This is a genomic window from Nocardia sp. NPDC088792 (assembly GCF_044750615.1).
Taxonomy (GTDB): domain Bacteria; phylum Actinomycetota; class Actinomycetes; order Mycobacteriales; family Mycobacteriaceae; genus Nocardia.
On record NZ_JBIVKC010000004.1, the window covers coordinates 550,828 to 570,621 of the forward strand.

Here is a 19,794-nt window from a genome sequence, read left to right on the forward strand (position 1 = left end):
CGGCGGGCCACCTCCCTCGGGGAGGCGGCCCGCCGCTCTGTCGATGAACACCGTGTCCGTGAGCATCGGAACCGTTGCGGCTCAGGCGTTCTGGCTGTCCTCCGCGGAGACGGTCATGTAGACCTGGTAGCGGTCCGACCGGTACCAGGACTGCGCGTGCTCCACCGGCCGGTCCCGCGAATACGAGATGCGGTCGAAAGCCAGTAGCGGAGACCCGGTTTCGGTGCCCAGCCAGCCGGCATTGCGCTCATCGGCCGCCACCGCGCGCACACTCTGCTCGGCACGGTCGATGGGGCAGTCGTACTCCTTGGCGAAGAGCGCGTACAGCGACTGCGTCAGATCGCGTTCCAGCAGACCCGGCACCAGTTCGGCGCGGTACCAGCCGTCATCGATGGACATGGGCAAACCGTCGGCCAACCGCAACCGCACCAGATGGAAGGCCATCTCATTGGTCGCGAGGCCGAGCGCGGTCACCGTGGCCTGCGGCGGCACCGCATGATCCGAATGCAGCACAACGGTGCTCGGCGTCCGGCCCAGGCGGCGCATATCGTCGGAGAACGAGGCCATGTGCAGGCGCGAACGCGCTACCCGCTCCGCCACGAAGGTGCCCTTGCCCGGGACCCGGGTGATGACACCGTCGGTTTCCAGCTGGCCCAGCACTTCCCGCACGGTCATGCGGCTGACCTGATAGTCGTCGCACAGCTGGCGTTCGCTCGGCAACATCTCCCCCGGGCGCAGCGTCGCGCACAGGGTGGTCAGTGCCGAGCGCAGCTGCGCCTGTTTGGTCACGCGGCCGGCCACGATAATCCTTTGATCCTTATCGCCCCCACTTGCGGGCGCGGTCACTTCTCGTTGCGCGCCTTGGGGAATCGGCTCTGATGCGCGACCCACCCGGCCATCTTGGCCCAGTGGCCCTTGCGCGGGGTGACCTTGGAAACCAGCTCGCGGTTCCACTCCTCGGTCGCGGTCAGCCCGTCGACGGTCTCGACCAGCGCCTTGGCGGCCTCGAGATCACCGACGACGCGGTCACCGAGAATGCCGTCCGCGCCGACCAGGGTGACGCGGACGCCGATACGGCCGATGGGCTGCAGCACCGCGGTGGCCGATCCGCCGTGCTCGACGACGAAGCCCTTCACGGAATCGACAACGGACGGCGACAACTTCGCTGGTGCCGGGGCGGTGGTAGCGCTCATGAGGTGGAGTTTACCCATCGGTAAAACGGAGTCCATGAGCCGCCGCGCATCTCACACTCGAGCGGCGAAGTGGAAGACTCGGATCCATGCGCGCAATCGAGGTTTCCGAGCACGGTGGTCCCGAAGTACTGCGACTCGTGGAGGTCCCGGATCCGACGGTCGGGCCCGGTCAGCTGCTGGTCGAGACCGAGGCCATCGGGATCAACTTCATCGACACCTACATTCGCACGGGGCGCTACCCGACTCCCGTGCCCTACCTCCCCGGGGCGGAGGGCTCGGGCGTGGTGACCGCGGTGGCGCCGGATGTCACCGACTTCCAGCCGGGCGACCGGGTCGCGTGGGCGACCGCGCCGGGCAGTTATGCCGAAAAGGTGCTGGTCTCCGCGGCGGTCGCGATTCCGGTGCCGGATGGGGTGCAACCGCCGGTGGCGGCTTCGGCGCTGCTGCAGGGTATGACGGCGCACTACCTCATCGAATCCATCTACCGGCCCGAGCCGGGCGAGGCGGTGCTGGTGCACGCGGGCGCGGGCGGCGTGGGGCTGATCCTGACCCAGCTGCTGTCCGCGCGCGGGGTCCGCGTCATCACCACGGTCTCCACCGATGAGAAGGAGAAGCTGTCGCGGGATGCGGGCGCTGCCGAGGTGCTGCGCTACGACGACGAGATCGCCACGCGCGTCCGGGAACTCACCGGTGGCGTGGGTGTGGCGGCGGCCTATGACGGCGTCGGCAAGGACACCTTCGAGGCGAGCCTGGCGTCGCTGCGCATCCGCGGCATGCTGGCGCTGTTCGGCGGGGCGAGCGGGCCGGTGCCGCCGTTCGATCTGCAGCGGCTCAATGCCGCGGGATCCTTGTTCGTGACGCGCCCGACGCTGGCGCACTACACCCGCGATCGCGCCGAATTGCTGTGGCGTGCAGGCGACATCATGAACGCCATCGCGGACGGCACACTGCACATCCGGGTCGGTGCCAGCTATCCGCTGGCGCAGGCCGAGCAGGCGCACCGGGATCTGGAGGGCCGCAAGACCACCGGCTCCATCGTGCTCCTGCCCTGACGGACCGTCCCCGAGTCCGCCGGGGCGCCACCGAGCCGGTCGGACTCACCTCACCATCGATTGACCGGAACGACCGGTCCGTCCGATTGTTCGATGCGTTCCGGGGCGGCACACCACCCTGCTCGCCGTCGGTGCCGATACCGGCACCGACGGCATCGGACCGGCCGGGACCCGGGACCCACATAGGCCGGGGATCATCCCGGAAACCACCTCTGACGACGGCGAACCCGCCAACGCACGGCGTACCTGCGAGGCCGCCGGCGACACCCGGACCCGCTGTCCAATCTGACAGGTATGTCGGTTTCATGGCTCGTTGAACGGCCGGTAGCCAGCCCCGGGCGCGACAATGCCCCGGACCATGGACAATGATCTTGCTGCCGCGCAAGACGATTCGCCGCGACCTGTCACCGGGACACCGTAAGGTGGTCGCGGCGAAGGGTTGGGCGGCCGGCAGGTAGAAGCATCGGTCAGAGGTGGTCCGGTTATGTTGGTGAAGGTTCGTAACGACGACCCGTCGCGGCTGTCGAGCACCGAGCGCACCGTGGTGAACTGGCTCAAGTCGTGGAGTGGGCCGCACGCGGTGCCCGGTATCGCGGTGGTGCAGTGCCAGGACGCCGATGTCGTGGTGTGGACGCCGCAGACCTGCGTGGTCGTCGGGGTGCACGGTTTCACCGAACGTGTCAATGGAACCCTCACCTGCGCCCAGGACGAACCCTGGACCGTCGACGGCAAACCCGCACCCATCGACGGGGACGCCGACCCGCTCGAACGGGTCCGGCGCCAAACCGTCGATCTGGCCCACCAATTGCGTTCCGCGCCCGGACGCGAGCATGTCCCGGTCAGCGGACTGGTCCTGCTGGTACCGCAGCTGGGCAGCCGGGTGAAACTCGAAAAGGGGCCGCTGCCAGCGGGTATCGATGTGCTGATCGGCGATGGGCCGTCCTCGCTGCGGGCCTACTTCACCAAACTCGCCGAGGGCGCGGACCCGTCCTGGGATGCCGCACAGGTCGGGCAGGCGCTGGGCGCGCTCGGATTCGCCGCCGCGGCAACCTATTCCGACCTGGTCTCCGAGGGCTTCCCGGCGCCGGAGACCGCACGCTCCGCCGCACCGCCACTCGCCGCGGCACCGACCGTGGTGGTGCCATCGGTTCCGGTGGAACCGGTGCGGCCTGCCACACCGCCTGTGGTGCCGGGCGTGCCGGCCGAGAGCGCCGGGCGTGATGTTCCTGCCGGACAGCAGGGTTCGTCCCCGGGACGGGCCGCGGCGGTCGTGGGCGTCACGGGTGCGGCGGCGGCCGCGGCGGCCTTGCGGGCCGTGGCGGGCACCTCCGAATCGCGGGAACACCAGGGCACTCCCCCATCCGGAATGCCTGCGCCGCTGGGTGGATATCACAAGCCCGCCTCCGCTTCGACGGGATCCGGCGCTCCGGCGGCCGGACAGCCCGCAGGCTCCGGGCAACCTCCGCAGGGAGGTCTCGGCGGCTACGCGCAATCCCCGCAGGGCGGGAGTCCCGCCGGATACGGCCGGCCCGCGCAGGCACCCGGCGCATACGGACAATCCGCATCGGGCGAACCACCGGCCGGGTACGCGCAGGCCGTACCGGGCGCACGACCGCCCGGATACGCGCAGGCGCCGCAGGGCGGTTACGGTCAATCGCCCTCCGGAGCCCCGGCCGGGTACGGACAGCCCACGCAAACCGCTGCGCAGCAAAGCTATTCCGCAGCGCCCGGGGCGCCCGGGCTCCCCACCTGGCAGGAGCAGGAGTCCACCCGGGCCCGGGGGTCACGCCGCCGGCGCCGCGATCTGCCGGTCGTGCTGGGCCTGGTGCTGGTCGTACTCGTCCTCATCATCGCGGTGGCCTGCACCGGCCACAGCAGCAGTGGTGGCGGCAACAAGCAGAAGCCCGCGAATCAGACCTCCGTCGAGCAGGTCACGACGACCACTTCGGCCGATCCGACCATCCCCTCGACCACCGACGCCCCCGCCTGCTTCCCGCTACAGCCCTGCAACTGAACGAGATTCGGCCGATCGCGAAAAACGGGTACTACACCCTGCCCGCGGCGTGAGACTCGATGGGATACGAGAATCGAAATCCCAAGGGGGAAAGCCGATGACGGATCTCGACAGCTATCGCCCGCTGGGCCGTTGACACGGCCAACGGCTACACCGACGGCACCGCCGAACAGCTGATCGGCGACTTCGCGCAATCCCGGAGCGAGCAGCCGGTGATCGCCACCAAATACTCGATGGCCACCCGGCCCGGCGACCCGAATTCCGGTGGTGCCCTCGACGCCGAACTGGACGCGAAACACCAGGCCCGCTTGGCCGAGGTGAGCGCCATAGATCTGGGCTTCCCGCACGAAGCCCTGCGCCGCATGTCAGCGCATTCCTGAACGCCGATCAGCCTCCGCAGATCGGCGGACCGCCGAGTTCCGGGCAACCGGACGCCGAGCCTGCCGGCGGCGAGGTGAACGATCCCGTACCGGGGGCACCGGCAACCGCTGTCGTGTGTTGCTGCGGAGGCGCGGGTGTGAGCGTTACGGGCTCAGCGGCAGCCACGGCGGCCGGAGCGAGCAGACCCGCAAATATCGTTACGGCCGCTACGGCGGTACGGACGGGGATAGGCATAGGTCAGATCTCCTTTTGGTCCAAGCGTTCTTGCTCGCAGAAAGCTAGTCACCGGCGCCCGCACGGCACGAGACGAGGAAATCGCTGGCACCAGAAGCGTTGGGGCTCGCAGCGGATTCCCGGTCGCCGGCGCGGCGGAAAAGAGACGGTCGCAACAGGTTAGGTCGGACGATCGTGTTCGTTTCCTGCATGATCATGTGCGGATTCCGTCTTGATCACGCCCGGAGGTGACCGGAAGGATCTGCGGCGCAGGGCTTTCGGTGCGATGAGGAGTGTGCGATGTACTTGGTGACCGGTGCGACCGGCAATGTCGGATCCGAGGTTGTGCGGGCGTTGCGGGCGGGCGGTTACCCGGTTCGCGCTGTCCTGCGCGATGCCCGTGCCGCTGCGGGCCTCCCTGCGGGAACGGAGCATGTCATCGGCGATCTCGACGATGCCGCGACGCTGGTCCCCGCCGTGGAAGGTGTCCAGGGCATCTTCCTGCTGCCGGGCTACACCGGTAATGCCGAGCTTCTCGCCGCCGCCGTGGGAGCTGAAGTCCCACGGCTGGTGCAGCTTTCCGGCGGGTCGGCCGGTTCCCGCGATCTCACCAACGCCGTCACCGCCATGATGGCCCAGGCCGAGGATCTCGCCACCGCTTCCGGCCTGTCCTGGACGATCCTGCGCCCTGCGTCGTTCATGTCCAACACCTTTCGCTGGCTCCCGCAACTCCGCGCCGGGGACGAACTGCGTCTGCCTTTCGCGCATGTCCCCACCGCCGTCATCGATCCCGCCGATATCGGCGCGGCCGCCGCGGCGGCCCTCACCTCCGACGAGCACGCGGGCCGCACCTACACCCTGAGCGGCCCCGAATCCCTCACGCCCGCAGACCAGATCGCCATCCTCGCCGAAGAGCTGGCCCGTCCACTGTCGGTCATCGCCCTGACCGACGAAGAGACCTACGCCGACTACCTCACCCAGATGCCCAAGGCGTACGCCGACGCCTTCATGGACTTCTACTCCCGAGGCTCCCTCGACGAATCAGCGGTACTCTCCACGGTCACCGACCTCACCGGCCGCGCGCCCGCCAACTATCGCGACTGGATCCGCGCCCACAAGGCCGACCTCGAGGCCTGACCAGATCGGCCCGTGCGGAATTCGGACGGCCCCGAGTTCGTTGACGGGACGGATATTTCGCAACTTCGAGGAGGCCGGGAACGTGCCATCGATCGACGTCCATGCACCAGTGGGCTTGTTCAGCGCGGAGAGTCAGGCGGTGCTGGCCGAGGAATTGGCCGGGGTCGCATTGCGGGCCGAAGGGCTGGAACCCACGCCATTTCTGCTGGAGAAGTCGTGGGTTTTCTTTCATCGGCATGCGGTGGAGGCGGTGCGCAGCGGACTCGGGACGGCGGCGGCGGGTGCGGTGCGAATTCAGATCCTCGCGCCGTATGGACGGCTCGGCGCGCAGGCTCGGGAGAAGTTGATACAAGACGCCACCGAGATCGTCGTGCGGACAACGGGTGATCCGACGCAGGCGGAACGCACTTTCGTGCTGATCGGCGAGACTGCTGAAAGTGGTTGGGGTCTTGCGGGATTGACCGGCGGCTCACTCGTGGCTTGGGCGGTCGGGCAGAGCGCCGCGACGGGTAGTGGCAGCGGAGAGAGTCGCGTCGAGTAGGGATTCGGCTGCGATGCGGGCGTCGGCGCCTGCCTCACCGGTGCCGTCGATCTGGGTCACCACGGTGGCGCCCTCGATCAGGAGGAGAAGTTGGCGGGCCAGGGGCTCGGGTGCCGGTACGCCCGTTTCGGTCAGGAGCCGTTCCAGTAGCTCACGGTATCGCTGCAGGTGGCGGCGGGTGACGTCGGTGACGGGCTGATCGCCGCGACTGTCGGCGGCGTAGTTGACGATCGCGCAACCACGGAAACGTTGTTCGGCGAACCAGCGCGTCAACAGGTCGAACAAGGCCACCACCCGGTCGCGGCCCGGGGGGATGTCGGTGAGGGAGGCCTCCAGCCAAGTGTGGATGCGGTCGCTGCGCTCACGCACCACCGCGGCGGCCAATCCCTCCTTGGATCCGAAGTAGCGGTAGATGGTCAGCTGTGAGGCATTGGATTCCGTCGCTATCTCACGCATTCCCACCGCGGCGAGGCTGCGTTCATAGAAGAGCCGAGCCGCCACGTCCAGCACTCGCGCCCGCGTCGCTTCGGGATCGATCGTCGATCCGGTTCTGACCGGCATGGCGCCACATTACCTCGCCGCGCGGCCGCGTGGACCATGCCAGCACGCTCGCGGTGATGGCGAAAACCGCAGCTGTGGGCAGTATCCAGGTCGGGGAGCCGGCGGTGGAGAGGATGACCGCGCCCAGGACGCTGGAGGCGAAGTTGCCCAGATATGCCGTCGACAGATTGAGTGAGGTCACCAGCGGCGCACCGCCCGGCGGCGCGAAGGCGATGATCCGATGCTGCTGCGGTCCGATCACGGAGAAGCAGACGAAACCGCTGAGCGCGTGCATGACGGCGACGGCCGCGAAACTCTCTCGCACGCCTGCCATTACGAGGAACACCACGGCCATGGACAAGGTGGCGCCGATCACGACGAGCCGGGCGTCGTATCGGTCGGCCAGTCGGCCCGCCAGCAGATTTCCGCCGGTCGCGAAGATTCCGAAGACCATCAGCAGCAGGGCGATCCGGCTCTGGTCGCCGCCGGTCGCGGGCGCGAAGACCGCGCTCATGTAGGTGAAGGGCAGGAAGACCGCGATGAAGGCCAGCAAGGTGACCACCAGGACCCGCAGTACGCGCATATCGGTCAGCGGCGCGAGACGTTGCCGCAGTGCGACATCCTGGTCGATCCTGATGGCGGGCAACAGGATCGCGATGGCCACCGCGACCGTGAGCGCGATGGCGGTGATGAACCAGATGGCCGCTTGCCAGCCCCACGTTTTCCCGATGACCGTGCCCAGCGGAGCGCCCAGCACGAGTGAGAGCGTCGAACCGGCGGTGACCATGGCGATGGCCGTCCCCCGGCGCCGGTCGGCGGCCAGATGTGCGGCGGTGGCGACCGCGCTCGCGGTGAACATCGCCGCGCCCGCACCCGCCAATATGCGGGAGGCGAGCACCAATCCGTAGTTGTCCGCCAATGCGGTGACCGCGTTTCCCGCGCCCAGCAGCATCAGCCCGGCGACGAGCACGCGCCGGCGCGGCCACCTGCCGGTGACCGTTGCCAGCAGCGGTGAGAGCAGCGCGTACACCAGCGCGAAGATGCTCACCAGCTGACCGGATGCGGCGATTCCGACATGCAGGGTGCGGTTGATCTCGGGGAGCAGTCCGACGAGGACATATCCGTCGGTTCCCACCGCGAAGGCGCCCAACGTCAGGATCGCGGTGCGCGCCCGCCAATTCCCTTGTCCCGGCGCAGCGTTCTCTTCATCGCCCATAACGCAAGATGGTAACGTCCGTTACCATCTTGTCAATGGTCGAGCTCGCTCACGAATCCGCCCGCACCTGACAGCCGGGCAGGGCATCCGGGTTCGCGCGCAGGTAACGGAGGCCCTGCTTCATGTACACGCGGGGATTGGTGTCGAGATGCCTGGCCCACAAGGGTTTCGGGTCGCCGCGCAGCACGGTCCAGCAGGCCAGCGCGTATCCGAACATCGGTGGTGACAGGTAGCCGAGGCGATGGGAACGCCAGCCCCGCGCATTCTGCGAGAATTGGAAGGCCGCATTGGCATTGAACACACCGAGCCCGAGATACACCGTCACCAGATCGGTGAGCTCCTCCCCGTCGCGCCGATCGCGGCCGATACGGTCCTCCCCCAGCAGCCGCTCGTGCGCCAATTCGTGGGCGACGGTGGCGATCAACGTGACCGGCGAACGCATCCGGTCCATATCCAGCGACACCACAGCACGCCCTTGTTCGAGCCGATAATGCCCGGCCTCGGCGTGCGAAGTCCCCTCCAGAAACAGGGCATCCGGCAATATCGCCCCGTTCGAATGCACCTCCACCACAATGCGATCCCGCCGCACCCCCATATATCCGCACACCCGATCGACGAGCGAGCGAATCTCGGGCAAGGTTTCGGGATACGAGCCGGGGAAGAAATCCGAAGTCGGCAGAATCACCGGCGACCGCAAGGTCCTGGGCCCGAACTGCGTGACGCACCAGCTCGACATCTCTTCGACCCAGAGCCGCTCCAACTCCCCCACGGGGCAGGACGGCCTGAAAATACCCATGCCGCATTATGTCCGGCCCCGCGCCCCGAGGCGCGCCCTAATTTCGGAGTGGGACGCCGACGTGGTGCAGGTGTCTCAGGGCCTCGCCGTAGGAGGAGATGAGGCCGGTTTCGTGGTAGGGCACACCGATTTCGGCGCAGTAGTCGCGGACGATCACCTGGGCGTGACGGAGATTCGGGGTCGGCATGCTCGGGAAGAGGTGGTGTTCGATCTGGTAATTGAGGCCGCCGAGGGCGAGGTCGGTCAGGGTGCCGCCGCGCACATTGCGGGAGGTCAGCACCTGGCGGCGGAGGTAGTCGGGGCGGTCGTCGCCGGTGAGAGTCGGCATGCCTTTGTGGTTCGGGGCGAAGATGCAGCCCATGTAGAGGCCGAACAGGCCCTGGTGGACGGCGATGAATACCAAGGCTTTGTCGGCGGGCAGCACCGCGAACAGTGCGGTCAGGTAGATCGCGAAGTGGCCGAACAGCAGTGCGCCTTCCAGGCCACGATGTTTGACCGATCGATTCTTCAGCGCGCGGACACCGGCCACATGGAGATTCTTCCCCTCCAGCAAAAGGAGGGGAAAGAAGAGGAAGGCCTGCGACTTCCCTATGACACGAGCCATGCCGCGGCTGGCCCGCGCCTGCCGTTGCGACCAGACCAGAATGTCGGGCGCGACATCGGGATCGAGTTCCTCATGGTTCGGATTGGCGTGATGCCGGGTGTGCTTGTCCTGCCACCACCCGTACCCCAGACCTATACCGGCATTGCCGACGATCCGTCCCACCAACTCCGTCGGCTGCCGCAGCCGGAAGACCTGCCGGTGCGCGACATCGTGCATGACGAGCGCGATCTGCGCGAAGGTCACCGCCATGAACGCCGCGACCAGCAGCGTCCACCACGAGTCGCCGATGAGGAAGAACGCCGCCCAGCCGCCCGCGAACGCGATCCCGACGAGGCCGAGCCGGACGGCGTAGTAGACGGGACGCCGGCTCATCAGTCCCGCGTCGGAGATGCGGCGCGACAGGCGGGCGTAATCGCCGTCGGCGCCGCGCCGCGGTGGCCGTGGAAATGCCTCTGGTGCCAGAGCGGATGTCGTCATGAACCCGAAGCTATCGGCCGGATTCTCGTTGCCTGTAACCCTTTGGTATGGCATGGAATAGGACTGCAGTGTGATACAGCCGACCCCACGCACGCCGACCGGCGGTCAGATCACGCCGTCTCGCACGCCGGCGGTGAAAGCGTGCCACTGCACCGCAGTGAACACGAGGGCAGGGCCGTCAGCGTTCTTGGAGTCGCGGACGCCGACCGCACCACCCTCGAGAAAGGCGACTTCCACGCACTGGCCGCTGGTTTCGCTGTACGTGCTCTTGAACCAGCGAGCTGCGGACAGGTCGACAGTCACTGTTCGAACCTCCTTGCCGCCTGCCGTAGCAGGTCTCGCGTTCGGACCTCATCCAGCGCGGTGCGCCGCACGGCCTCGGCGAATTCATGGTAGCGCTGCACGACTTCGCGCTTCTCGATGTAGACGTCGCTGCTCATCGCACCGTCGAGGTAGACGATGGGCGGTTCGACGGGTATTCCCCTGCTGTCGGTGCCGAAGTCCAACAGTACGAACGGGATTGCGGGCAGGCCCCACACCGATCCGGCCGAGAACGGATGTATCCGCACGGATACGTTGGGTTGTTTGCTGATCTCGGCGAGCTGCCGAAGCTGTATCGCCATCACACGCGGCCCGCCGATAACGCGATGCAGTGCCGATTCGTGAAGCAGGACATCCAGATTCAGCGGCCGAGTCCTGCGGGTGACGATGACCTGCCGGTCGAGCCGGATCTGTACCCGCTGATCGATCTCTTCCTCGCTGCCACCCGCGAAGAAAGCACTGATCATCGCCCGGGCATAGTCCGCGGTCTGCAACAGACCCGGGATCAGCTCCTGATAGGAGATCAGTTTCCATGCCGACCGTTCCATGCTCACGTACATGTTGAACGCGTCCGAGAACAGACCGCCCAGAGACGTGACTCCACCCTCGTCCTTGGCTGTCGCCGCGCGCGCGGCCAAGCCGACCGCCTTGCCTGTGTCCTCGACGTCGACCTCGTACAGCGAGCACAGTTCGCGCACATCCTGCCTGCGCGGGTTCACCGTGCGCCCGGTCTCGAGGCGTTGCAGGGCATTGAAACTCAGTTGGACCTCTTTGGCCGCATTGGCGATCGAGAGCCCACGGCCCTCCCGCGCCTCGCGGAGGAACCGGCCGAGCTGCCGTCGCAGCAGGGTCGGCGACGTGGTGTCGTCTGTCTCAGGCATGGCCGCACCCTCGTTCCGAATGTGCAAACAGCTGGAATCTGCCTATGGGTGTACCTCAGAAGCGCATCGCATCATGGGGTTTCGGATGACTTGGTCTGAATATTCAGATTCCACTTATGCAGTCAGAGGCCGGGTGATGTGCTTTCCGCATGGACGATATGCGGGACATCGAAATCCGCGTCCTGCGCGAGGTTATCGACGCGGTCGAGAGGATGCTCGAGGAGTTGGAGGCGGCGGGTGGGGCGATCGGTATGCCACGGAGTGAGGTGTACGCGATCGTCATTCAGGCCGTGATCGCGAGCGCACGCGCGGACGGGCACTACGGGTTCGGGAGTCTGGTGCGAGCGCCGCTGCTGGATGCGATTCTCGCGGGAGCCGAGGTGGAGCCGTGGGACGAGGCGGTTTTCACCGTTCTCATGGGCCAGCTCACCAGCCGGTGAGTGATCAGCCGAAGAAGGTGTGGCCGAGGGTGTGCCAGCCGAGGACGGAGTCCACGGCGAGGCCGCAGAAGACCACCGCGAGATAGTTGTTGGACTGCAGGAACAGTCGCAGCGGCTTGACCGATTCGCCCTTGCGGACACCGGAGTACAGCTGGTGGGCCATGAGCAGGAACCAGGCGCCGGCCACCAGGGCGGTCGCGGCGTAGATGGGTCCGGCGGCGGGGACCAGGGCGAGGGTGGCGAGGACGGTGGCCCAGGTGTAGATGACGATCTGCTTGGTGACCGTCTCCTCGGTGGCGACGACCGGGAGCATGGGAACGCCCGCGGCCTTGTAGTCCTCCTTGTAGCGCATGGCGAGCGCCCAGGTGTGCGGCGGCGTCCAGAAGAAGATCACCAGGAACAGCACGATGGCGGGCCAGCCGATATTGCCGGTGACCGCCGACCAGCCGACCAGGGCGGGCATACAGCCGGCCGCGCCGCCCCACACCACGTTCTGCGAGGTGCGGCGCTTGAGGCCGAGGGTGTAGACGAAGACGTAGAAAAGAATGGTCACCACGACCAGCGCGCCGGACAGCAGATTGGCCTGCCACCACAGCCACGCGAAGGACGCCAGCCCCAGGGTCACGCCGAAGATGAACGCATTGCGGGTGGGTACCGCCTCGCGGGCCAGGGGCCGCTTGGAGGTCCGCTTCATCACCTTGTCGATATCGGCGTCGGCCACACAGTTCAGCGTGTTGGCGCTGGCCGCGCCCATCCACCCGCCGAACAGCGTGGCGAGGATGAGCCGGATATCGATGTGCCCGCGATCGGCCAGCAACATCGTCGGGATGGTCGCGACGAGCAGCAGCTCGATCACGCGGGGCTTGGTGAGCGCGATGTAGGCGAGCACGCGCCGAGCGGCCACGGAAAGTGGTCCGGTGCCCGTGACGCGGTCGGCCAGCATCGTCCCGGAGGAGCCGTGAGCGCCACCCGGCTGTTGCCCAATCCCCACTGTTTCTCCTCGCACGCCGTGCATTATCCGATCCGGTCTGGATAGCAGCGTGCTCTGCCGTTCCCCAGACACAGCCCAGTGCGGCGCGGCGCTACTACTACAGAGCATGGTAGACCCCCGATGAGCGTGCTCCCGACCACGTCCCCTCATGGCGCGCAGCGAGACCGGTTCGCGACGCGTTCTCCGGGTAGTCACGAAGCGGTCAGCGGGAAGCTACGAACAACGACACGGCGACCGGTGAATCCGGGTTCCCGCGTGGGCATGAATCGCCCACCTTTAGGGTGGTGTCTGTATCGGTGCGCCGTGTCGCACCGGGATCAACCGCAGCGAACAACCCGCCGCCCACAACCGCATCGTTTGACGAGAAGGTCAGGAGAACCTCGGTCGTGTCAGTTACCGACGACATCCGCGCGCTCACTCAGCCGAACCACCCCACCGACTGGACCGAACTCGACACCAGAGCCGTTGACACGGCCCGGGTGCTCGCGGCCGATGCCGTGCAGAAGGTGGGCAATGGTCACCCGGGCACCGCAATGAGCTTGGCGCCCTTGGCCTACACCCTCTACCAGCGCGTCATGCGGTTCGATCCGAGTGACCCGGAGTGGGTGGGCCGGGACCGTTTCGTCCTGTCCTGCGGGCATTCCAGCTTGACCCAGTACATCGAGCTGTACCTGGCGGGTATCGGCTTGGAGCTGTCCGACCTCGAGGCCCTGCGCACCTGGGGTTCACTGACCCCGGGCCACCCGGAGTACCGGCACACCGCGGGCGTGGAGATCACCACCGGCCCGCTGGGTCAGGGTCTGGCCTCGGCGGTCGGTATGGCGATGGCGGCGCGGCGTGAGCGCGGGCTGTTCGATCCCGAAGCGGCACAGGGCGAGTCGGCGTTCGATCACTTCATCTACGTGATCGCCTCCGATGGTGACATCGAGGAGGGCGTCACCTCCGAGGCGTCCTCGCTGGCGGGCACCCAGCAGCTGGGCAACCTGATCCTGTTCTACGACGACAACAAGATCTCCATCGAGGACGACACCCGCATCGCCCTCACCGAGGACACCGCCGCGCGGTACCGCGCCTACGGCTGGCACGTGCAGTACGTCGAGGGCGGCGAGAACGTGACCGGCATCGAGCAGGCCATCGCGGCGGCCCAGGCGGTGACCGACAAGCCGTCGATCATCGTGCTGCGCACCATCATCGGCTACCCGGCCCCGAACAAGATGAACAGCGGCAGCGCGCACGGCGCGGCGCTGGGCGCGGACGAGGTCGCGGCCACCAAGAAGATCCTGGGCTTCGACCCGGAGAAGTCGTTCGATGTCGCCCCCGAGGTGATCGAGCACACCCGCCGGAACGCCGCCGATCGTGGCGCGGCCGCCCGCAAGACCTGGAACGACCAGTTCGACGCGTGGGCGCAGGCCAACCCGGACAACAAGGCGCTGTTCGACCGCCTGCAGGAGCGTCGCCTCCCGGCCGGCTGGACCGAGGTGCTGCCGACCCACGAGAAGGCCACCTCCACCCGTAAGGCGTCCGGCGCCGTGCTGGCCGCGCTCGCGCCGGTGCTGCCGGAGCTGTGGGGCGGTTCGGCCGACCTGGCCGAGTCCAACAACACCACCATGCCGAATCAGCCGTCCTTCGGCCCGGAGTCCATCTCCACCGGCATGTGGAAGGCGAACCCGTACGGCCGCACCCTGCACTTCGGTGTGCGTGAGCACGCCATGGGCGCGATTCTGAACGGCATCGCCCTGCACGGCCCGACCCGTCCGTACGGCGGCACCTTCCTGGTGTTCTCCGATTACATGCGTGGTTCGGTGCGACTGGGCGCGGTCATGCGCACCCCGGTCGTCTACGTGTGGACGCACGACTCTATCGGCCTCGGTGAGGACGGCCCGACGCATCAGCCGATCGAGCACCTGACCGCGCTGCGCGCGATCCCGGGCCTGAACGTGGTGCGCCCGGGTGACGCCAACGAGACCACCTACGCGTGGCGCACCATCCTGGAACGTGATTCGGCCGAACGGCATTCGCATTTCCTGGTGTCGGAGCCCGCGCATCAGGACGGTCCGTCCGCGCTGGCGCTGACCCGTCAGGATCTGCCGATCCAGGAGGGCACCAGCTACGAGGGTGTCGCCAAGGGCGGTTACGTCCTGGCCGAATCCTCCACGGCCACACCGCAGGTGATCTTGATTGCCACCGGTTCGGAACTCCAGCTCGCGACCGAGGCCCGCGCTACGCTCGAGGCACAGGGCGTCGGCACCCGCGTGGTGTCCATGCCGTGTGTGGAGTGGTTCGACGCTCAGGAGCAGTCCTACCGGGAGTCCGTGCTGCCGCCGGCGGTGAAGGCGCGGGTTTCGGTGGAAGCCGGAATTTCGATGCCGTGGCACCGGTTCGTCGGTGATGCGGGTGAAACCGTGTCCATCGAGCACTTCGGTGCCTCTGCCGACTACAAGACACTGTTCCGCGAGTTCGGTATCACCGCCGATGCCGTCGTCGCCGCTGCCACCCGCTCGCTCGACAAGGTGAAGGGATAGCCTCCATGACCCAGAACACGAACACCGCGGCACTGTCCGCCGCAGGGGTTTCGGTGTGGCTGGACGACCTGTCGCGGGATCGCATCAAGTCCGGAAACCTCCAGGGCCTGATCGATACTCGCAATGTCGTCGGTGTCACCACCAACCCGACCATTTTCCAGGGCGCACTCTCGCAGGGCCACTCCTACGACGAGCAGCTGCGTGAGCTGGCTGCCCGCAGCGCGGATGCCGATGCGGCCGTGCGCACCATCACCACCGACGACGTGCGCGCCGCCTGTGATGTCTTCGCCCCGGTCTTCGAGGCCAGCGGCGGCACCGACGGCCGCGTCTCCATCGAGGTGGATCCGCGCCTGGCGTTCGACGAGGACGGCACGGTCAAGCAGGCGATCGAACTGTGGAAGATCGTCGACCGCCCCAACCTGTTCATCAAGATTCCCGCCACCGAGGCCGGCCTGCCCGCCATCTCGCGGGTGATCGCCGAGGGCATCAGCGTGAACGTCACCCTGATCTTCTCGGTGGAACGCCACATCGCGGTCATGGGCGCGTACCTGGACGGCCTGCGCAGCGCGCACACCGCCGGGCACGATCTGGCCAAGATCCATTCCGTCGCTTCGTTCTTCGTGTCCCGCGTGGACACCGAGATCGACAAGCGGCTGGAGGCCATCGGCACCGAGGCGGCGCTGGCGCTGCGCGGTAAGGCCGGAGTCGCCAACGCCCAGTTGGCGTATGCGGCCTACCAGGACGTATTCGACGGCGGCAAGCACACTTCCACGTACGCGCTGCTGTTCTCGCAGGGCAGCGCGAACCGGCAGCGGCCGCTGTGGGCGTCGACCGGTGTGAAGAACCCGGAGTACCCCGACACCATGTACGTCACCGAGCTGGTGGCGCCGAACACGGTGAACACGCTGCCGGAGAAGACCCTGCAGGCGGCCGCCGACCACGCCGAGATCGTGCCGAACGTGGCGGTCGGCAAGGCGGCCGAGGCGCAGGCGGTCTTCGATCAGCTGACCGCCGTGGGCATCGACCTGGCCGACGTGTTCGGTGTGCTCGAGACCGAGGGCGTCGACAAGTTCGTGAAGTCCTGGGAAGAGCTGCTCGTCGCCACCACGGAGTCGCTGAAGGCGGCGGGAGGCAACTGACAGTGACCGGCGAGGCGAAGACGGTCACGACGGGGAACCCGCTCCGCGATGGGCGGGACAGCCGGGTTCCCCGCATCGCAGGACCGTGCAGCTTGGTGATATTCGGCGTAACCGGTGACCTGTCGCGGCGCAAAGTGCTGCCGGCCATCTACGACCTGGCGAATCGGGGGCTGCTGCCTCCGGGGTTCTCGCTGGTCGGGTTCGCCCGCCGGGATATGAGCGACGACGAATTCGCGGCCCTCGTGCACGAGTCCGTGAGCTCCTCGGCGCGTACCCCGTTCCGGGACGAGGTGTGGCAGCAGCTGAAGGAGGGATTGCGTTTCGTCCGCGGCACTTTCGAGGACGACGAATCCTTCCACAAGCTCGCGACCACGCTGAAGGATCTGGATCGGGATCGCGGGACGGGCGGCAATACCGCCTTCTACCTGTCGATTCCGCCGGGTGAGTTCCCGACCGTGCTGGAGCAGCTGTCCAAGAACGGTTTGGCGCAGCCCGCGGATTCGCCTGCGGGGCAGCCGAAGTCGTGGCGGCGCGTGGTGATCGAGAAGCCCTTCGGGCACGATCTGCAGAGCGCGCAGGAGCTGAACGCCCTGGTGAACACGGTGTTCCCGGAGCGTTCGGTCTTCCGGATCGACCACTACCTGGGTAAGGAGACGGTCCAGAACATTCTGGCGCTGCGCTTCGCCAACCAGCTGTGGGATCCGATCTGGAACGCCAACTACGTCGACCATGTGCAGATCACCATGGCCGAGGACATCGGATTGGGTGGCCGCGCAGGCTATTACGACGGCATCGGCGCGGCCCGCGACGTCATCCAGAACCACCTGATCCAGCTGCTCGCGCTGACGGCCATGGAAGAACCGGTCAGCTTCCAGCCCAAGCAGCTGCAGATCGAGAAGATCAAGGTGCTCTCGGCGACGAAACTCGTCGAGCCCTTGGACGAGACGACGGCACGCGGGCAGTACACCGCGGGCTGGCAGGGCAGTGAGCCGGTAGTGGGCCTGTTGCAGGAGGAGGGTTTCGACCCGAACTCCCGCACCGAGACCTACGCCGCCATCACCCTGGCCGTGGAGACGCGGCGCTGGGCGGGTGTCCCGTTCTATCTGCGCACCGGAAAACGCCTGGGCCGCCGCGTCACCGAGATCGCGGTGGTGTTCAAGCGGGCCCCGCACCTGCCGTTCGACCAGACCATGACCGAGGAACTCGGGCAGAACGCGCTGGTCATCCGGGTGCAGCCGGACGAGGGCATCACCATGCGATTCGGGTCCAAGGTGCCCGGATCGTCCATGGAGGTCCGGGACGTGAACATGGACTTCAGCTACGGCGAGGCGTTCACCGAGGACTCCCCCGAGGCGTACGAGCGGCTCATCCTGGATGTGCTGCTGGGTATGCCGTCGTTGTTCCCGGTCAACGAGGAGGTCGAATTGGCCTGGCGCATCCTCGATCCCGCGCTCGAGCGCTGGGCGGAGACGGGCAAGCCCGACCCGTACGAGGCGGGCACCTGGGGTCCGGAATCGGCCGATGAGATGCTCGCGCGCAGCGGGCGGGAATGGCGGCGACCGTGACCACACCCACCCAGGAGCCCACCCGATGATCATCGACATGCCCGACACCCACACCAACGAGGTGTCGAAACGCCTGGTGCAGTTGCGCGAGAGCAATGGCGTGGTCACCGTGGGCCGGGTGCTCACGCTGGTGGTGTGCACGCTGGACAGCTCCGAGGCGGAAGAGGCCATCGACGCGGCCAATGACGCCAGCCGCGAACACCCTTGCCGTGTCATAGTGCTCGCGCGCGGTGACCGCAATGCCGAGACCCGGCTGGACGCGCAGATCCGCGTGGGCGGGGATGCGGGCGCGGCCGAAGTGATAGTGCTCCGGCTGCAAGGTGACCTGGTGCTGCACGAGAGCAGCGTGGTGATCCCGTTCCTGCTGCCCGACACCCCCGTGGTGGCGTGGTGGCCGCGGGGCGCGCCGGAATTCCCGTCCAAGGATGCGGTGGGGCGCTTGGCGACTCGCCGCATCACCGACGCGACCTTCGCGCCGAATCCGCAGGACACCATCAAGGGCCGGCGGCACTCGTACGCGCCCGGCGATACGGATCTGGCGTGGAGCCGGGTCACCTACTGGCGGGCGCTGCTGGCCGCCGCGCTCGACGAGGCGCCGTTCGAAGGCGTTGAGTCCGTGACGGTTTCGGGTCTGCGGGACGAGCCGGCCCTCGATATGCTGGCGGGATGGCTGGCCGCGCGACTGGAGTGCCCGGTGGTGCGCCGGACCGGTGAACTGAAGGTGGAGATGGTGCGCTCGACGGTGTCCATCGCCATCTCCCGCCCGCAGCACGGCCGCACCGCGACCCTGAAGCGCAGCGGTGAACCGGATCAGCGCTTCGCCCTGGCACGCCGGGAGACCAAGGACTGCCTGGCCGAAGAGCTGCGCCACTTGGACGCCGACGATATCTACGCCGAGGCGCTGACCGGAATCGAAAGGGTCACCTATGAGTAAGTCCGCCGTCGAAACCTTCTCCGGCACCGAGGAACTCGTACGCGCGGCCGCCGCGCGGTTCGTCACCGAGGTGGTGGAGGCGCAGCGCCTACGCGGGTCCGCATCGGTCGTACTGACCGGCGGCGGCACCGGGATCGGGCTGCTCGAATGGGTGCGCAAGGCGCCGGGCGATATCGACTGGGCGAACCTCGACGTGTTCTGGGGTGACGAGCGGTTCCTGCCGGTCGGCGACCCGGAACGCAATGAAGTGCAGGCCCGGCAGGCGCTGCTCGATCATGTGCCGGTCGATCCGGCGCGGGTGCATCCGGCCGAACCCTCCAGCGGCGACTACCCGGATCCACTGGAGGCCGCGGGCGAGTACTCCGCGACCGTCCACGCGTACCTGGCCGAACACGGCGCGTTCGATCTGCACCTGCTGGGCATGGGCGGTGAGGGGCACATCAATTCGCTGTTCCCGCATACGGACGCCACCCGCGAGGAGCACGAACTCGTGGTGGCGGAGACGAATTCGCCCAAGCCGCCGGCGGTGCGGGTCACGCTGACCCTGCCTGCCATCCGCAAGTCCCGCCACGTGGTGCTGGTGGTCTCCGGTGAGGCCAAGGCCGCCGCGGTGGCGGCGGCGCTGAATGGTGCTTCGCCGCTGGACATTCCGGCCGCGGGCGCCATCGGCAGCGAATCCACCACCTGGCTGCTGGACGAATCCGCCGCGGCCGACCTGCCGCACTGATTCACCTGATGTAGCCGCACTGATTCACCTGATGTAAATGGCGGGCTGTCCTCCGGGACAGCCCGCCATTTCTCTTACCCGGCCCTACTCGACACGAAAAGCGAACGGGT

Annotated in this window: 20 protein-coding genes; 11 read left to right on the plus strand and 9 right to left on the minus strand. The window is 67.4% G+C overall.

The features are described 5' to 3' along the window. Positions 1 to 81: 81 nt before the first annotated feature. Together ACIP5Y_RS29195 and ACIP5Y_RS29200 are read right to left on the minus strand one after the other, a co-directional pair. A complete protein-coding gene (locus ACIP5Y_RS29195) occupies positions 82 to 801 on the minus strand; it encodes a GntR family transcriptional regulator (RefSeq protein ID WP_400354842.1) in 720 nt (239 codons plus the stop codon). A gap of 41 nt (positions 802 to 842) precedes the next feature. Beyond that, positions 843 to 1,193, minus strand: a complete 351-nt coding sequence (locus tag ACIP5Y_RS29200; protein ID WP_400354844.1) for a hypothetical protein — start codon at positions 1,191 to 1,193, stop codon at positions 843 to 845. A gap of 86 nt (positions 1,194 to 1,279) precedes the next feature. On the opposite strand from ACIP5Y_RS29200, the gene ACIP5Y_RS29205 reads away from it, so the two are divergent. The 5 genes from ACIP5Y_RS29205 (at position 1,280) to ACIP5Y_RS29225 (ending at position 6,531) form a co-directional block, all read left to right on the plus strand. Next, positions 1,280 to 2,245 carry a quinone oxidoreductase family protein gene (locus ACIP5Y_RS29205; RefSeq protein WP_400354846.1) on the plus strand — a complete coding sequence of 322 codons (966 nt, stop codon included), beginning with the start codon at positions 1,280 to 1,282 and terminating at the stop codon, positions 2,243 to 2,245. 484 nt (positions 2,246 to 2,729) lie between these two features. Further along, positions 2,730 to 4,259, plus strand: coding sequence for a hypothetical protein (locus ACIP5Y_RS29210; RefSeq protein WP_400354847.1), 1,530 nt, complete (start codon positions 2,730 to 2,732; stop codon positions 4,257 to 4,259). A 116-nt stretch (positions 4,260 to 4,375) separates the two neighbouring features. Next, positions 4,376 to 4,639: an aldo/keto reductase gene (locus tag ACIP5Y_RS29215; protein WP_400355849.1), complete on the plus strand. Its 264-nt coding sequence runs from the start codon at positions 4,376 to 4,378 to the stop codon at positions 4,637 to 4,639. A gap of 514 nt (positions 4,640 to 5,153) precedes the next feature. Next, a complete protein-coding gene (locus ACIP5Y_RS29220; RefSeq protein WP_400354848.1) occupies positions 5,154 to 5,990 on the plus strand; it encodes an SDR family oxidoreductase in 837 nt (278 codons plus the stop codon). A gap of 82 nt (positions 5,991 to 6,072) precedes the next feature. Further along, the gene (locus tag ACIP5Y_RS29225) at positions 6,073 to 6,531 is read left to right on the plus strand and encodes a 4-oxalocrotonate tautomerase family protein (RefSeq protein WP_400354850.1); all 459 of its coding nucleotides are present in this window, start codon (positions 6,073 to 6,075) and stop codon (positions 6,529 to 6,531) included. Here ACIP5Y_RS29225 and ACIP5Y_RS29230 read toward each other — a convergent pair. The 6 genes from ACIP5Y_RS29230 to ACIP5Y_RS29255 all read right to left on the minus strand — a co-directional run bounded on the left by ACIP5Y_RS29230 (position 6,460) and on the right by ACIP5Y_RS29255 (position 11,366). Continuing rightward, complete coding sequence (locus ACIP5Y_RS29230) at positions 6,460 to 7,092, minus strand: TetR/AcrR family transcriptional regulator (RefSeq protein ID WP_400354852.1); 633 nt, start codon at positions 7,090 to 7,092, stop codon at positions 6,460 to 6,462. The genes ACIP5Y_RS29225 and ACIP5Y_RS29230 overlap by 72 nt on opposite strands. After that, positions 7,010 to 8,287, minus strand: a complete 1,278-nt coding sequence (locus ACIP5Y_RS29235; protein ID WP_400354854.1) for an MFS transporter — start codon at positions 8,285 to 8,287, stop codon at positions 7,010 to 7,012. Before ACIP5Y_RS29235 ends, ACIP5Y_RS29230 begins: the two co-directional genes overlap by 83 nt. A gap of 49 nt (positions 8,288 to 8,336) precedes the next feature. Beyond that, positions 8,337 to 9,083, minus strand: coding sequence for a hypothetical protein (locus ACIP5Y_RS29240; protein WP_400354856.1), 747 nt, complete (start codon positions 9,081 to 9,083; stop codon positions 8,337 to 8,339). A 37-nt stretch (positions 9,084 to 9,120) separates the two neighbouring features. Beyond that, positions 9,121 to 10,164 (minus strand): fatty acid desaturase family protein, encoded by a 1,044-nt coding sequence (locus ACIP5Y_RS29245; RefSeq protein WP_400354858.1) that lies wholly within the window; start codon positions 10,162 to 10,164, stop codon positions 9,121 to 9,123. Between the two features lie 105 nt (positions 10,165 to 10,269). Beyond that, positions 10,270 to 10,467 (minus strand): DUF397 domain-containing protein, encoded by a 198-nt coding sequence (locus tag ACIP5Y_RS29250; protein WP_400354860.1) that lies wholly within the window; start codon positions 10,465 to 10,467, stop codon positions 10,270 to 10,272. Next, the gene (locus ACIP5Y_RS29255) at positions 10,464 to 11,366 is read right to left on the minus strand and encodes a helix-turn-helix domain-containing protein (protein WP_400354862.1); all 903 of its coding nucleotides are present in this window, start codon (positions 11,364 to 11,366) and stop codon (positions 10,464 to 10,466) included. The genes ACIP5Y_RS29250 and ACIP5Y_RS29255 overlap by 4 nt, the downstream gene beginning before the upstream one ends. Positions 11,367 to 11,515: 149 nt before the next feature. On the opposite strand from ACIP5Y_RS29255, the gene ACIP5Y_RS29260 reads away from it, so the two are divergent. Further along, positions 11,516 to 11,806 carry a hypothetical protein gene (locus tag ACIP5Y_RS29260; RefSeq protein WP_400354864.1) on the plus strand — a complete coding sequence of 97 codons (291 nt, stop codon included), beginning with the start codon at positions 11,516 to 11,518 and terminating at the stop codon, positions 11,804 to 11,806. 4 nt (positions 11,807 to 11,810) lie between these two features. On the opposite strand, the gene ACIP5Y_RS29265 is transcribed toward ACIP5Y_RS29260, so the two are convergent. After that, a complete protein-coding gene (locus ACIP5Y_RS29265; protein ID WP_400355851.1) occupies positions 11,811 to 12,749 on the minus strand; it encodes a heme o synthase in 939 nt (312 codons plus the stop codon). 434 nt (positions 12,750 to 13,183) lie between these two features. Between ACIP5Y_RS29265 and tkt the strand changes: the two genes are divergently transcribed. The 5 genes from tkt to pgl are packed head-to-tail and all read left to right on the plus strand — an operon-like array spanning position 13,184 to position 19,684. Next, complete coding sequence (gene tkt, locus ACIP5Y_RS29270; protein WP_400354866.1) at positions 13,184 to 15,319, plus strand: transketolase; 2,136 nt, start codon at positions 13,184 to 13,186, stop codon at positions 15,317 to 15,319. 5 nt (positions 15,320 to 15,324) lie between these two features. After that, positions 15,325 to 16,458, plus strand: a complete 1,134-nt coding sequence (tal, locus tag ACIP5Y_RS29275; RefSeq protein WP_400354867.1) for a transaldolase — start codon at positions 15,325 to 15,327, stop codon at positions 16,456 to 16,458. Positions 16,459 to 16,460: 2 nt separating this feature from the next. Then, on the plus strand, positions 16,461 to 18,023 hold the full coding sequence (gene zwf / locus ACIP5Y_RS29280) for a glucose-6-phosphate dehydrogenase (RefSeq protein WP_400354869.1): 1,563 nt from the start codon (positions 16,461 to 16,463) through the stop codon (positions 18,021 to 18,023). Positions 18,024 to 18,048: 25 nt separating this feature from the next. Then, positions 18,049 to 18,957, plus strand: coding sequence for a glucose-6-phosphate dehydrogenase assembly protein OpcA (gene opcA / locus ACIP5Y_RS29285; RefSeq protein WP_400354870.1), 909 nt, complete (start codon positions 18,049 to 18,051; stop codon positions 18,955 to 18,957). After that, positions 18,950 to 19,684 (plus strand): 6-phosphogluconolactonase, encoded by a 735-nt coding sequence (pgl, locus tag ACIP5Y_RS29290; protein WP_400354872.1) that lies wholly within the window; start codon positions 18,950 to 18,952, stop codon positions 19,682 to 19,684. Before opcA ends, pgl begins: the two co-directional genes overlap by 8 nt. Positions 19,685 to 19,794 lie beyond the last annotated feature (110 nt).